Raw genomic sequence first — 14,519 nt, forward strand, 5'->3', positions numbered from 1 at the left:
AATTGCCTTCAAATGATGCCTGCTTCAGTACAAAGCGCCTCGGCCAGCGCTTCTGCATCCTCACGTTCGCTACCGGTCATACGCCGACCCTCGCCTGCCAGCAGACATCTGGCACTGACCGGCGCGGCCGGCAACGCCAGTGTTGATAGCTCGCTTTCCAGAAAACGCAGCACCTGTAACGCACCGGGGCGATCATTACACACCAGCACCATATCGCACCCGGCTTCCAGCGCCGCACGGGCACGCTCGGGATAGCCACCCGCCATGGCCGCACCGGCCATACTGAGATCGTCGCTGAAAATGACACCACTGAACCCCAGCTCCGCTCGCAGCACCTGCTGCAGCCAGAAACGGGAGAAACCGGCTGGCATATCATCCATGGACTCGTAGACGATATGCGCCGGCATGATACCTGTGAGCTGCTGCGCCAGGCGCGCAAACGGAACCAGGTCTGCCTTGCGCAGGGCTGTCATGTCACGCTCGTCAACCGGCAGGGCCAGGTGGGAATCGGCCTCGGCATAACCGTGCCCGGGAAAATGCTTGCCCGTCGCCGCCATCCCCGCGTCCTGCATACCCGCCACGAAAGCGCCCGCCAGCGCGCTGACACCCTCCGCATCGTGGTAAAAACAACGGTCCCCCATGATGTCGCTTCTGCCGTGGTCGATATCCAGCACCGGCGCGAAGCTGATATCCACATCGCAGGCGAGCACTTCTTCCGCCATCAGGCGGCCGAGCAAGCGACTGTCCACCAGCGCCTGCTCGGCGTCGTCCTCGTAGCGCTTACCGAGTGCCGCCATCGGCGGCAAACGCACGAACCCGTCACGAAAGCGCTGCACACGCCCGCCTTCCTGATCCACGGCAATCAGTATGTCGGGGCGCAGCGCGCGAATATCGGCTGTCAGGGCGCAAAGCTGCGCGCGATCATGAATGTTGCGGGCAAACAGAATCAACCCGCCGACCAGCGGGTTGGCAAGCAAGGTGCGATCGGTGTCGTCCAGCGCGGTGCCCGCGATATCCAGCATGAGCAGACCGGGATACGCAGGAATCTGCCGAGAAGTCGTGTGAGAGTCAGACATGAAATCGCCCAGTCAGGGGTTGCTTGATCAGGATACGGTTACCGGGCAACCCGCTCGCACCTTGTCGAACAGGGCTGCCACCGCCTCGTTGCGCATACGCACACAGCCGTGGGATGCGGGCACGCCCATGGGCTCGGTATCGGGTGTGCCGTGAATATAAATGAAGCGCCGCATGGAATCCACGGCGCCCAGGCGATTGCGACCCGGCTCACAACCGCTGAGCCACAGGATCCGGGTCAGTATCCAGTCGCGCTGCGGGAAAGCCGCCGCCAGCGCCGGGGACCAGATCTCACCGGTTGGTCTGCGCCCGACAAATACCGCGTTGAGCGGCTGCCCGGCACCAATGCAGGCGCGCACGATATGTCGGCCACGGGGTGTACAGCCACTGCCCTCCTGCTCCCCGGCGCCGTTTCGCGCGGTGGAAACCGGATAGGTCACCGTAGCGCCCTGCCCGTCATCAAAGGTCAGCGTCTGTTGCGAAAGGGAAATCTGGATGTGCATTGGCAAATCAGTATCAGGCCCGGATGCCGCCCACGATAAACGGCAACAGGCGCTGGGTCACGTCCGCCGCGCTCAACTCGGTGTCGAAATCGCTTTTACACAGCGCGCGCAGGGAATCCATGCTGGACATGGCAAATACGGTGGCACCGAGGCCAAAGTGTACTCGCCAGAACAGCTCCAGCGGTGGCACATCCGGCACCGCTTTGGCCAACAATGTCAGAAAGCGATTGAACACGTCACCGTATTGCTCACGGATAAAGCGTCGAAGATGTCCCTGGGCCTGGGTGTAGGCCAGGCCGGAGAGGCGAAAGAACAGCGCCAGGCGCTCGGGACTGCTGCCGTGAGCCCCCAGTGCGGTGCGCGACATCATGCGTAGCAGCCGCTCCAGGTCGGGAGTTTCCCCATCTGCCGCAAGCTGCGCCATGCTGGCACCCAGCTCCGCGCAGAACGGCGCCAGAAAACGCTCGAAGATCGCCTGAATCAGGGCTTCTTTGGACCCGAAGTGGTAATTGACTGCGGCCAGATTGACACCGGCCTTGCTGGTGATGGCCCGAAGACTGGTTTCAGCGAAGCCCTTCTCGGCAAATAGCACCTCCGCCGTATCCAGAATCCGTTCCACCGTACCCGACTGCGCCGCCATGCCTGTGTCCCCGCCTCTCCGCACCATGACTGCCCGGCAGAGAATCACCGAGGCATACAAACGTTTCAAACATATGTTTGCAAGGCATCGCTGTCAAGGAAAGGGGCAACCAGGTCTAGACGCTGGGCGGCAGATTGTCCGAGCGCTCCGGCATTTTGCTGTGGGCGCGGAAGACGATATCAAACGCCTCGTCCACCGAATCAGTGATCGAGAACAGCTCGAGATCCGCCGCACTGATACAGCCCTCGTCCAGCATGCGCTCGCTCATCCAGTCCACCAGGCCCGCCCAGAAGGCACTGCCGAACAGGACGATGGGGAACGGCGCTGTCTTGCCGGTCTGCACCAGTGTCAGTGCCTCGAACAGCTCATCCATGGTACCAAAGCCGCCAGGAAAGACGACAAAGCCGACCGCATGTTTGACGAACATCAGTTTGCGCACGAAGAAGTAGCGGAAATTGATGCCCAGATCCTGATACAGATTGGCACTCTGTTCATGGGGCAGGGAAATATTCAGGCCGATAGAGCAGGAGGCCTTGCCAAACGCACCGCGGTTGGCCCCTTCCATGATGCCGGGCCCGCCGCCGGTGAGCACGTTCAGGCCCTCTTCAGAAAAACGCGCCGCCAGCGTTTCCGCATCACGGTAATAAGGCGATTCCTCGCCCAGTCGCGCACTGCCGAAGATGGTGACTGACGGGCCTATGTCCGCCAGCTTGTCGATGCCATCCACCAGCTCCGACTGGATTCGCAGTACACGCCATGCTTCACGTATCCGACTTTCTTCCATGTTTGTTCAGCCTCTACCACTCGTCAGAATAAGGGGCACTCTCTTCCAGCACGACGGCCACACGGTCGATCGCTGCCGCCAGTCGAGACAGGTCGCCGTCCGCCAGTGGCGCATAGGGATCTTCCGCCGCAATCGCCAGACGCTGGCCCTGTTCGGCCTGGGGCTGCGGGCGCCGTGCCATGCCGGCGGCACCGAAGGCCCCCATCACTTGCGCATCCAGCCACGCCAGCGGATCGCGCTGGTCAGCCCGCGCCCGCGCCACCAGATTCAGCTCCGGCGACTCGACGTCGGCAGCACGAAACTGTGCCTCCAGCGCAGCCAGACTCAGCAACGGGTCACAACCGGCTACGCTGTAGCTTTTTGCTGCCTGGCGCACCAGCCCTACCAGCACACTGTAGGCATGAAAGATGACAGCGCCACGTAACGCCAGTTGCTGCCCCGGCGCGGCACCGTTCTGCTTCGCCTGCCGCAACAGCGTCAGACTCTCACGGGCGAACCAGAGCCTTTCGCGCAGCCCGCTGGTACCGCTTTCGCGCACCATTCTCGACATGGCTCAGTCCTTCTTCGCTGCGGCTTTCTTTGCCGGCGCCTTTTTCTTTACGGCTTTCTTTTTCACTGCTTTTTTCTTGGCTGCGGCTTTTTTCTTCGCCGGTTTCTTCTCTGCGCTCTTGTCCTCGACTTGCCAACGGTCGTCACGATAGAAGGCAGCCCATCCTGTCGCCTTACCGTCGACCTCGGTCATCACATACTGTTCCCGCGCCTTGCGGCTGAAACGCAGCACCGCCTTGTTGCCCTTGGAATCCGTGGCAGGTGCTTCAGCAAGGTACAGGTGTTTGGGGTCCAGCTTGTCCTTGACCGACTGCACCTCTTCCACCAGCGGTGCGCGGGTTTCCCGGTTTTTGGGGAACTGGCTGGCCGCCATGAACAACCCCGAGGCGCCGTCGCGCAGCAGGTAATAGTCATCCACCTTTTCGCACTTCAGATGCGGCATCGGCACCGGGTCAGCCCGCGGTGGCGCAGGTTCACCGTTGCGCAACAACTTGCGGGTATTGCCACATTCATCGTTGGTGCATTTGAAGAATTTGCCGAACCGGCCCGTGCGCAACTCCATATCGCTGCCGCACTTCTCACACTCCAGCACCGGACCGTCATAGCCCTTGATGCGGAATTCGCCCTGCTCGACCACATAACCGGCACAGTCCGGGTTATTCCCGCAGATGTGCAGTTTGCGCTTTTCATCCAGCAGGTAGCTGTCCATGGCCGTACCGCACAACGGGCAACGACGCTTGCGGCGCTGCTCCAGCGCTTCCGCCTCGTCATCATCGGCACTGACCGCTTCTTCGCCCGGCAACAGGTTCAGGGTCGCTGTGCAGCGTTCTTTCGGTGGCAGGTTGTACCCCGAACAGCCCAGGAACACGCCTGTCGAGCCGGTGCGGATCTGCATGTGACGGCCGCACTTGGGGCACGCTACGTCCGTGTCGGTCGGCAGATTGGCACGCATGCCGCCCTGCGCCAGCTTGCCCGCCGCTTCGCCCTGAGCGGCTTCCAGCCGACGGACAAAATCCGCGTAGAACTCATCCAGCACATCACGCCACTTGCGTTCGCCAGCGGCGACCTTGTCCAGGGTTTCTTCCATGCTGGCCGTAAAACCGTAATCCATCAGGTTCGGAAACGATTCCATCAGGCGATCCGTCACGATATCGCCCATCTTCTCCGCATAGAAACGGCGGTTATCCTGGCGCACATAGCCGCGATCCTGGATCGTCGAGATAATCGCAGCGTAGGTGGACGGGCGGCCGATGCCACGCTTCTCCAGCTCCTTCACCAGACTCGCTTCGGTATAGCGCGCCGGCGGCTTGGTAAAGTGCTGAGTCGTATCAATCTTCGTAATCTTCAGCGTATCGCCCTGCTCCAGCGCGGGCAGGACCACGTCCTCCTGCCCCTTGCGGGACATCGGCGGCAGGATGCGCGTCCAGCCGTCGAACTTGAGAATACGCCCCTTGGCCTTGAGCTCGTACTCGCCACTGCGGGCCGTGATCGTGCTGCTGAGATACTCCGCCGGGGGCATCTGGCAGGCGATGAACTGGTTGCGGATCAGCTCATACAGCCGCTTCGCATCACGCTCCATGTCCGTGAGTGATTCCGCCGTCCGTTGCACATCCGAGGGGCGAATGGCTTCGTGGGCTTCCTGGGCACCATCACGGCTGGAATAGCTGATCGGCTTTTCCGGCAGGTAACGCTCACCCAGCTCCGCCACAATCCACTTGCGGCAGGTTTCCACCGCGTCGGCGCTGAGGTTAGTGGAATCCGTCCGCATATAAGTGATATGACCGGCTTCGTACAGGCGCTGCGCCATGGTCATGGTTTTCTTGACGCCGTAGCCCAGCCGCGTACTGGCGGCCTGCTGCAAGGTCGAGGTAATGAACGGCGCCGACGGCTTCGAGCGTGTCGGCCGGTCTTCGCGACCCACCACTTCCAGCTTGCCCGCCTGTTTCAGATCGGCTTCGGCACGCCGGGCATCCGCTTCGTTATCCGGCCTGAACGCCTTGTCGCCGCTGCGGGCAAGTGCCAGACGCACGTCTTCACCGGCAGGCGCACGGGTGTCGGTATGCAGCTCCCAGTATTCTTCCGGGTTGAACGCACGAATCTCGCGCTCACGCTCCACCACCAGCTCCACCGCCACGGACTGAACGCGACCGGCAGACAGGCCCCGGGCAATCTTGTCCCACAGCAGCGGGGACACCATGAAGCCCACCACGCGATCCAGAAAACGCCGCGCCTGCTGGGCTTCCACCCGGTGCATGTCCAGCTTGCCCGGCTGCTTGAACGCATCCTTGATGGCCTTGCTGGTGATCTCGTTGAACACCACCCGATCAAACCGGGTGTCTTCGCCGCCAATGACTTCCCGCAGGTGCCAGGCAATCGCCTCCCCCTCGCGGTCAAGGTCAGTGGCCAGGTAGATGCGGTCGGCCTTGGCCGCCAGACGCTTGAGCTCGTCGATCACCTTTTCCTTGCCAGGCAGGATCTCATAGCGCGCATCCCAACCCTTGTCCGGATCGACGCCCATGCGGTTTACCAGCTGGTCGCGGGCCTTCTTCTGCTTGTGCCGGGCACGCTCCTCCGGGGGCAACGAACGGGTATAGGCCGCCTCTTTTGCCCGCTCGGCCGGGCTGGTCCTGGCGCCGCCGCTGACCGGCAGATCACGCACATGGCCGACACTGGACTTGACGATAAAGTCGTCGCCCAGGTACCGGTTGATGGTCTTGGCCTTGGCCGGAGACTCGACAATTACTAGCGATTTTCCCATCAGCTCTCTTACTCGGATGCGGATATTCAGGTGCCTGCGGGCCTGTGCCATGGCAGGCGTTCAGCCGTCCCAAAGGCCGCCTATTTACGCAAGCGTTTGCGGTCAAGGTCAAGGAACCTGTTTTTCGGGCCCTTTCCAGCCCCCGTCCCGGCCCCCATCCTGCCCCCCGTTTCAGGCAGGCTGAAAAACGTCTTTTCCCGGATTCTTTGCCAGACCGCGCCAGCTGTGCTACATCATGGAGACAGGTGCCGCGGAGGTGTGTCAATGGGCGGAACATATAAGGATGTGCTGGTCGCCATCGATGGCAGCGAGGAGTCTCGCTGCGTGCTGTCGCGCGCCGCCGCCATCGTCGACGGGAGCGGCGGCAGGCTGCATCTGCTGCATGTCATCGAACCCCTGGCGTTGGCTTACGGGGCGGATGTGCCGATGGATGTGACCGATCTCCAGGCCAGCCTGATGCAACAGGCGCGTGAGAATATCGACCTCTACGCCGGGGAATTCCGGGTGCCGCCGACGCAGGTGCACGTCGAACTGGGCTCCATTGAGAAAACCATCCAGGACAAGGCCGACATGCTCGGTGCCGACCTGATCGTCATCGGCAGCCACACCCGCACCGGCCTCGCCCTGTTGCTGGGCTCCACCGCACGGGGTGTGGTACCGGGGGCGCACTGTGATGTCCTCGCAGTGAAAATCCCCCGCAGCTGACTTTTACGGCCTTTCTGTGCGGTCTTTCAGGTCAGCTGCATGTTGCCCATGGCTGGCGGCGACTCATTCCACTGGCACAGCAGATCGGCCAGCACATGCGCCTGCTGATGCAGGGCATCCAGCTCCTCCTCCGTGCCCTTGGCGCCGGTATACAGTGGCACCTTGCGCAACTGCGAGACCACCGGATGCTCCGGTTCCTGCATGCGGTTGACCTCCAGCGTCCAGCGGATGTTGTGCACCAGCATGGTGTAAAACGACAGCCGGGTCCCCAACGAGAAGACACTGGCCGCACGAATATTGCTGAACAACGTGAAATCGATGCGGGCCAGTACAGCCTCCCGGGTCGCATCATCCACACGGATGGTCGCCGTGCGCGGCGTGCCGCGCAGCATCGCCAGCGTCCCGAACACCTCGCCCGGCGATATGTAATTGAGCACCTGACTGCCCGCCTCACGCTGATCTGCCATCACCCCCAACTGCCCCCGCAGCAGGAAATAAAGGTAGTTGTCGTCGTCCCCCTGACGCATCACGACATCACCGGGCTGCGCTACCAGCACATCCGCATGATCCAGCAGCAACTGGAATTGCTCGGCGTCCGCTCGCAGCACCTCGTTGAAGAAGGGCACCCCCGCCAGCAAGCCCTTGATACGTTCATCCGGCCAGTCAGACCGATTCACCAGCTTCATTGGTTCCGTTCCTTCATTTATGTATCCCCCCGGAAATCCGGCCGCGGCCAATGCTAGTCGCGGCTGCCCGGCTGTTCAACGGTCTACCGATGTACGCGCAAATATCTCGACGTGCTGACCAAAGGGCACTGTTCTTTTCGACAGTATCCATGCTAGCATCTGATCATTAACCGACCAGACAGGCCGGCAGCACTTAACGTGAGGACGCCACCATGAGTGACAAGCTGACATTCCGCCAGCAGCAGGTACTGGATTGCATTCGCCAGTTTCTCTCCGACACCGGTATGGCCCCCACCCGGGCGGAGCTCGCCGAGCTCATGGGGTTCCAGTCCAAGAACGCGGCGTCCGATCACTTGCGTGCGCTGGAGCGCAAGGGCTATGTCCGCCTGCACAATGACCGTTCACGCGGCATCCAGATGCTGGACGCTGCCCTCTGGCCCGAAGATGAGCTGCCGGTCGTCGGCAAAGTGGCCGCCGGCCTGCCCATCGAAGCCATCGAGAACGTGGAACGCAGTGTGCCGGTGCCCCAGGGCATGTTCCGGCAAAGGCCCACTTACCTGTTGCGCGTTCAGGGCGACAGCATGAAGGACGCTGGCATCCTGGATGGTGACCTGATTGCCGTACGCAAGAGCAATATGGCGCGATCCGGACAGATCGTGGTGGCACGCATTGACGACGACGTCACGGTGAAGACCCTCAAACTGGGGAATGGCAGTGCTACACTGATGCCAGCCAACGACGACTATTCCCCCATCACCGTCGGTGCCGACCAGCTGGTTATCGAAGGTATCTTTGTGGGGCTGATACGGGATGCGGTATGACCAGATCTGTATTTACCACCCCTCTGCTCTGTGCGGCGCTGCTGCTGGGCCCTGCGCTGACATACGCAAACCAACCTGCGCCCGCAGCTGACGTGGAACCGGCGGTGCCTTTTGCGCCCTGCCCGAAAGCCCCTAACTGCGCAGCGACTATTGCCCATACGGTAGCCGAACGCCCCGACCGCTTGGTGGAACCGCTGCAGGGCGGCAGCACCCTGGAAGAAAGCCGGAAGCATCTTTCTCAGGTCCTGGATGCACTGCCTCGCGTCACCTGGGAAAGCCAGGACACACGTTATGTGCATGCCGTATTTACCAGTCGGCTGATGCGCTTCAAGGACGATGTCGCCTTCTGGCTACACGATGACGGCCGGATTGATGTGCGCTCGGCCTCACGCGTCGGCTACTGGGATATGGGTGCTAACGCACGACGGATCGAGCAGCTCCGTGACGAGTTGAATGCGGCAATGCAGCCTCGCACTGAGTGAAATACAAAGATGACGGATGAACTGGCTGATATCGGCGTCAATCTCAGCGACAAGCGTTTCGCCAATGACCTTGATGACGTCCTGCAGCGGGCGCAGGATGCCGGCGTGCGCTGGCAGCTTGTCACCGGCACCAATCTGGAAAGCAGCCAGCGCGCCGTCGCTCTCAGCGCCGCCCACACCAACCTGTTCGCCACCGCCGGCCTGCACCCCCATGAAGCGCGTCATTTCTGCCCGGACATGCTGAGCAGCCTGGCGGCGCTGGCGAAAGACGATGCCGTGCGCGCTGTCGGCGAAACAGGCCTGGATTTCAACCGCGATTTTTCCCCCCGCCCGGCACAGGAGAATGCCTTCGCCGCGCAACTGGGGCTGGCCGTCGCGGTGCAGAAACCCGTATTCCTGCATCAGCGCGACGCCCACGAGCGCTTTCTGCCCATCCTGAAAGAGTATCGCGACCAACTACCGGGCGCTGTCGTTCACTGCTTCACCGGCAGCAAGGAAGAACTGTTCGCCTATCTGGATATGGACTGCCATATCGGCATCACGGGCTGGCTCTGCGATGAGCGACGCGGCGAGCCGCTGCGCAAGCTGGTGCACAATATTCCTGACCATCGCCTGCTGGTGGAAACCGACAGCCCGTACCTGATCCCGCGAGACTTGCCACACAAGCCGCCGGTCAAGGGCCGCAACGAGCCGGCCCTGCTGCCCTGGATCGTTCAGCAGTTGGCGGTATGCCGCGACGACACGCCAGCAGCAGTCGCCGGATATACCTATCGCAACAGCTGCGAACTGTTCAGTATTACGCCGCAGCAGGGTGCCGTGTAGGAAAATATCTCTCGGAAACGGCTCAGAACAGGTAGCCGTGCAATTTTCCTTCTTCGTTCACACCGATAGCCTGCCGCGCATCGCCGTCAATCGCGAAGCCGTCGCTCAGGTCACCAAAGTAAGTCCTGCCGTTCCCCAGACGCACCACCGGGCTCGAGGTGCCGCTATCCAGGTTCACGCGTTGTGCATTGCGCTGTCCGCTTTTCAGGACCAGGCTGGCACCATGGAGACTGTAGTGGCTGACGCGATCAGTAGGCGTCGCATATTGCCGGGTGCCCTGGCGCATATCCAGACCGAGTGTCGCCTCGCTGCCGATCACCACCAGCATGTCGTTGCGCTGCACTGTGCCCAGCAGCAAGCCTGTCCCGGCATCAGCATGATTGAGGCGATAGCGTTGCTCGCCCGTGGCCAGATCCAGGCCATTGACCTGCTCACGCTCCACCACGATAACCAGATCACCTTTGACAATCGGCGGGCTGACCACCATGGGTCCTGTACGCCAGGTTGACGCCAGGTCTTCCTGTTGCCACAAAACGCCGCCGGTGTCGGCGCTCAATGCCCGCACGCCGACACTGCCACCGAAGATACGGCCATGGCCCGTCACCAGTACCGTTCCCTGATGCACTGTCAGTCCATTGTACTGACCACGGGCCGGCGCACTGGCCCAGCGCCGCTCGCCGGTGCGCAGGTCACGCCTTTCCACGACCGCCTCAGGGATCACTGCTGCGTCGCCGAGCATGCCGCCCAAGGCACCCGCTGTCCCACCGGCCACCGCGCTGGCGATATAGACGCTACCGCCGTCCACGACGACATGGTGGTCGTTTTCATCACGCCGGTTATTCGCGGCTTGCCACAGTTTATTGCCATGGCGCAGGTCGAAAGCCTCCAGCGGGCTGCCATCCACCAGAGCGATATCGCCTTCAACAATCAGCCCCCCGGTGCGACGACCGCTGTGCTGTGCCAACCACCGAAGCTGCCCGTTGGGGCGGATACGCGCCAATGAGTTGCCCTGCGACAATGACAGCTCGCCGATACTGGTGTGTCCGCTCAACACCAGATAATCCCCACCGGGCAAGACATGCACGTCAGCAATCCCGGCACCCTGGAAGTCCGCAAAACGCGCCTTGACCCGGCCGGTACGGGGATCCATCAGCAGCAGTCCGTCGAAGGTCTTGAAAAAGACATCCTGCGAACCGGGAATTTCGTGCACCACACGTTCCATGAAGGCCGCCAGGCGCGCGCGTCGCGTCTCCGGGGTCTCCGCTTCATGCTGAGCGCCCAGCGCTCCGGCCAAAGCACGCCCGGCGCGACCTGCCGCCTCCTGAATCAGACCTTCATACTTGTTCAGGCTATAGGCGTAATCGGAGGACGCCCAGAGCTGCTCGCCGCTGCGCGCATCCACTGCAACGATACGCTCCTGCGCTTTGCGATAGTCAAACATCCAGAATGTCGATGACGCCTCAAGGGCGGCAATGTCGTACACATCCGACCAGAGCAGCGAATCAAGGGAAACAGACTCAGTACGGCGTCCGCTTTGCACTTCGACGTCAACACTCGTCCCTGCGCGCAGGAAGGCATCCCAGAACGATTCGGGAAACGCGGCGACGCGCTGCCCATCATTGGCATCGATCAGGTACACCGACTTGTTGCTGGAGACCACCAGGCGCTGGCTCTCGTCCATCAGATGTACGGCGCCCAGAGGTGCCACCCGCACATCACCGTGCCAGGCGGGATCAATTTCCGAAGGCGGTAATGTTGCACAGGCGCTGGCAAGAAAAATCGGCGCGCCAATCAGAACGAATCGTTTTAACGTCTTCATGCTCAAAATACCCGCTCGTGCGCTGTGAACTCGCCGTTTATATTGATGCTATCCCCCGTACATCCTTCGGCCGTGCAGAAATCTTCCTGGAAAAGATCCGCATTGAAGGTCCCTTTTACGGCATCAGCACTGGACTCGGTGATCGTCAGCGTCCCCGTCCAGGTATCGGCATCAGATACATATTCGCTGGTGTCCATGACGCCACCTGCTCCGATATGGGTAAAAATGGTGGTGAACACCTCGGTACTGTTGGCTTCAAAACCAATGTCGTAGGAGCCAACTGGCGGCCGCGCAATACCGGCGCCTCCGTCAGCAAGCGACTCGATCGCCATGAGCAGGCTGAACGATTGACCACCACCGTTGCCGTCATGGCCGGACAACTCCCAGCGCGCGCCATCAACGCCGAAATCATCAAAATCCATATAATGAAAATCCATCATCCCGCTGAACTGACCTGTCACAGCGCCGGAGGCTGTCAACGTAACCTGACCCAGCCCATCGCCCGGGCCACCACCAGGACCGTCATTGCTCGAGGAACTGCTACTTCCTCCACAACCCGCAGCGGTCAGCATGAAAAGTAGCAAGGACGAGACCAACACCCTCCGGCCCATTTTTTTCTCCTGGTGATCATATTTGGTGGAACCATTAGATCGTCAGGCCGCATGCTACTCAATGCCCGGTTCGGGCTAACCCTTCTCTCACCCACACCATGAACAACAATGAGGCATGCCAATGCACTACGCCAGATCGCTACGCTGCAGACAGACCTCCAGACAAAAACGCTGCGGCCTGGTGATCTGGCAATACAGATACAGTTCACCTCCCAGTTCTTGCACCCGGGTGCGTATATTGCTGAGACCACGACCTGGCAGACCATCGCGCCAGCGCGGCGCATCGTCCACTGGCAATTCGTTGGTCAACGACATCCGTAATCCATGATCGTCCACGGCCGCCCGAAAATGCAGCCGGGACGGGACGCCATGCTTGAGTGCATTGGTCAGTGCCTCGTCCAGCACACGACGTAAATTCACGTAATGACGCGGCGACAGACAGATATCATCACCATCATCCGGCCACTGACATTCAAGCGTCGCACCCACCGGAATCAGTCGCTGCCAGGCATCGTCCTGCCAGGCCCCGAGCAGTTCATCCAGGTGAAAACGGCGCTGCTCGTCCAGCGTGTAGATACTCTCCCGCAAAGCGCCCAGCGTAGTACGCGCCAACCCTTCGTAATGGCCGTCCGGTGCCTGATGTATCAGCGTCAGCAGACGGCCACCCACATCGTCATGAAGATCACGCATGATGCGCTGACGTTCCTGGTCCGCACCGGATTCCCGGGCACGCCGCACCATGTCGATCCGTTGAGCGGTCATGTACAACGCCTGGGCTATTTCGGCGTCCCGCCGCCCCATCAGACGGCGTCCGCCTTGCGCATAACGCAGACTGATGCCACCTTTTTCATCCCCCAATACCGGCACCAGCAGCCGAGCCCCATTGTCAGCCAGTTGCACCTGCTCGACATGTTGCGCCGTAAATTCCACCGCCAGCGGCTGAAACACCTCCCGCAGCTGTCGCAACCACAATGCCGGCACCCTGTCCTCGGAACAGGTGAAAAGTGCTTCGACAAAACCCGGCAAATGACGCTCCATGCTGACTTCCGCCGACACTGCCAGGTGTCGCCACAACCACTGTCTGATGGGAAAGTACACCCAGCCAACCGCGATGATCGCCAGCGCCAGCCCATGACTGTGATTGAGACCGAACAGGGTGACCACCGCCAGATCCACCAACACGACCGTCAGCCCGCCCAGGAACCAGGCCCAGGCGACAAACCACCAGCGCTCCAGTTCAAACAGGCGATAACGCAAGATACCGAAGGCAAAACCCAGATAGAGCGTGATCACCAACCCGACCATGGTCGAGGCCCCCACCACCGGCGGCAAATCGAGCGCCAGCGGCAGGATATACACGACGGTTCCCACGCCCATCGCCAGCAAGATGGAGAGATACACCCAGCGCAACGCCGCTCTGTCACCGGGTCGATCACTGGCGCGCCGCCATTGCACGACCACCAGCGCGGCACCGATCAGGTAATAAACCAGCAAAGGAAGATAAAAGGTGTGTAACGGAAACTCGAATAGCTGCAGCGTTTCATTCAGTTGCACCAGCACAATGCCGCTCACCAGGCAGGCGATAATTCGGCCGCTGTGCTTCAAGCGCTGCGGGTAAACGACCAGCAGCACCATCATGGCACCCAACAACAGATGCATGGCCAGATGATTGCCTCGCATCAACAGATGGAACATGGCGCCAGGCAACGCCAGCTCACGATCCTCCCAGAAACTGTGCTGCCAGGTGGCCACAAACATGGCCACACCGGAAAGGGCCAACAATCTGGCCGCCCACAACCGCGGCCGGAACACCCAGACCGACAGGCCGATCAGGCAGGCCAGCGCGCCATACAGATGCAGCAACCAGAACGACAGGGGCAGCGCCGACAGCGGCCGCCCCTGCATCGGCACGACCTGCAACGGCGCCTGGTCATGGAACAGCAGCGTAACGCTCGGCTCGCGCAACGCCGCATAGACCTGATCCTCGTGATCCAGATACGCCTCATAGCCCTCGTAGGTCGCCATGGCATGGGGTTGCAGGTGATGATCATGATCTCGCAGGGAAATCAGTGCCCCCGACGCCTGCAACCCATGCAGCACATCGCCGGGCTGTACGCGACCGGCCAGAGGCCCACGCTCATCAACCGCCGTGACCCGTAACCCCTCACCGGCCTGCGGAGACAAAGTCAGGCCCAGCCAGGGACCACGCTGCGCCAGCCAGGCGGCCAGCACGACGGCCAGCAAAAGCAAAAGGGAACAGGCCAT

Annotated in this window: 14 protein-coding genes; 4 read left to right on the forward strand and 10 right to left on the reverse strand. The window is 61.3% G+C overall.

Translation table 11 applies throughout. From position 1 onward, the window contains the following. Positions 1 to 8 precede the first annotated feature (8 nt). The 6 genes from nagZ to topA form a co-directional block, all read right to left on the reverse strand. Positions 9 to 1,076 (reverse strand): beta-N-acetylhexosaminidase, encoded by a 1,068-nt coding sequence (gene nagZ, locus K8B33_RS03000; protein WP_223423126.1) that lies wholly within the window; start codon positions 1,074 to 1,076, stop codon positions 9 to 11. Between the two features lie 27 nt (positions 1,077 to 1,103). Beyond that, positions 1,104 to 1,577, reverse strand: coding sequence for a L,D-transpeptidase (locus K8B33_RS03005; RefSeq protein ID WP_223423128.1), 474 nt, complete (start codon positions 1,575 to 1,577; stop codon positions 1,104 to 1,106). Between the two features lie 13 nt (positions 1,578 to 1,590). Further along, positions 1,591 to 2,217, reverse strand: a complete 627-nt coding sequence (locus K8B33_RS03010; protein ID WP_223423131.1) for a TetR/AcrR family transcriptional regulator — start codon at positions 2,215 to 2,217, stop codon at positions 1,591 to 1,593. A 115-nt stretch (positions 2,218 to 2,332) separates the two neighbouring features. Next, positions 2,333 to 3,001, reverse strand: coding sequence for an LOG family protein (locus K8B33_RS03015; protein ID WP_223423133.1), 669 nt, complete (start codon positions 2,999 to 3,001; stop codon positions 2,333 to 2,335). A gap of 13 nt (positions 3,002 to 3,014) precedes the next feature. After that, entirely contained in the window at positions 3,015 to 3,551 is a 537-nt protein-coding gene (locus tag K8B33_RS03020) for a hypothetical protein (RefSeq protein WP_223423135.1), read from the reverse strand. 3 nt (positions 3,552 to 3,554) lie between these two features. Further along, positions 3,555 to 6,308 carry a type I DNA topoisomerase gene (gene topA, locus K8B33_RS03025; RefSeq protein ID WP_223423138.1) on the reverse strand — a complete coding sequence of 918 codons (2,754 nt, stop codon included), beginning with the start codon at positions 6,306 to 6,308 and terminating at the stop codon, positions 3,555 to 3,557. A 264-nt stretch (positions 6,309 to 6,572) separates the two neighbouring features. On the opposite strand from topA, the gene K8B33_RS03030 reads away from it, so the two are divergent. Continuing rightward, entirely contained in the window at positions 6,573 to 7,013 is a 441-nt protein-coding gene (locus tag K8B33_RS03030; RefSeq protein ID WP_223423140.1) for a universal stress protein, read from the forward strand. 26 nt (positions 7,014 to 7,039) lie between these two features. Here K8B33_RS03030 and K8B33_RS03035 read toward each other — a convergent pair whose 3' ends face one another. After that, the gene (locus K8B33_RS03035; RefSeq protein WP_223423142.1) at positions 7,040 to 7,699 is read right to left on the reverse strand and encodes a cyclic nucleotide-binding domain-containing protein; all 660 of its coding nucleotides are present in this window, start codon (positions 7,697 to 7,699) and stop codon (positions 7,040 to 7,042) included. Positions 7,700 to 7,911: 212 nt separating this feature from the next. Between K8B33_RS03035 and lexA the strand changes: the two genes are divergently transcribed. The 3 genes from lexA to K8B33_RS03050 are packed head-to-tail and all read left to right on the forward strand — an operon-like array spanning position 7,912 to position 9,824. Beyond that, on the forward strand, positions 7,912 to 8,520 hold the full coding sequence (gene lexA, locus K8B33_RS03040) for a transcriptional repressor LexA (RefSeq protein WP_223423145.1): 609 nt from the start codon (positions 7,912 to 7,914) through the stop codon (positions 8,518 to 8,520). Next, positions 8,517 to 9,002, forward strand: coding sequence for a DUF1499 domain-containing protein (locus tag K8B33_RS03045; protein WP_223423148.1), 486 nt, complete (start codon positions 8,517 to 8,519; stop codon positions 9,000 to 9,002). The genes lexA and K8B33_RS03045 overlap by 4 nt, the downstream gene beginning before the upstream one ends. A 9-nt stretch (positions 9,003 to 9,011) precedes the next feature. Next, complete coding sequence (locus K8B33_RS03050; protein WP_223423150.1) at positions 9,012 to 9,824, forward strand: TatD family hydrolase; 813 nt, start codon at positions 9,012 to 9,014, stop codon at positions 9,822 to 9,824. A 22-nt stretch (positions 9,825 to 9,846) separates the two neighbouring features. On the opposite strand, the gene K8B33_RS03055 is transcribed toward K8B33_RS03050, so the two are convergent. The 3 genes from K8B33_RS03055 to K8B33_RS03065 form a co-directional block, all read right to left on the reverse strand. After that, positions 9,847 to 11,643, reverse strand: a complete 1,797-nt coding sequence (locus tag K8B33_RS03055) for an outer membrane protein assembly factor BamB family protein (protein WP_223423153.1) — start codon at positions 11,641 to 11,643, stop codon at positions 9,847 to 9,849. Positions 11,644 to 11,645: 2 nt separating this feature from the next. Next, entirely contained in the window at positions 11,646 to 12,254 is a 609-nt protein-coding gene (locus K8B33_RS03060; protein ID WP_223423155.1) for a hypothetical protein, read from the reverse strand. A 126-nt stretch (positions 12,255 to 12,380) separates the two neighbouring features. Next, complete coding sequence (locus tag K8B33_RS03065) at positions 12,381 to 14,519, reverse strand: hypothetical protein (protein WP_223423158.1); 2,139 nt, start codon at positions 14,517 to 14,519, stop codon at positions 12,381 to 12,383.

The organism is Alcanivorax limicola (genome assembly GCF_019931215.1).
Classification (GTDB): Bacteria; Pseudomonadota; Gammaproteobacteria; order Pseudomonadales; family Alcanivoracaceae; genus Isoalcanivorax; species Isoalcanivorax limicola.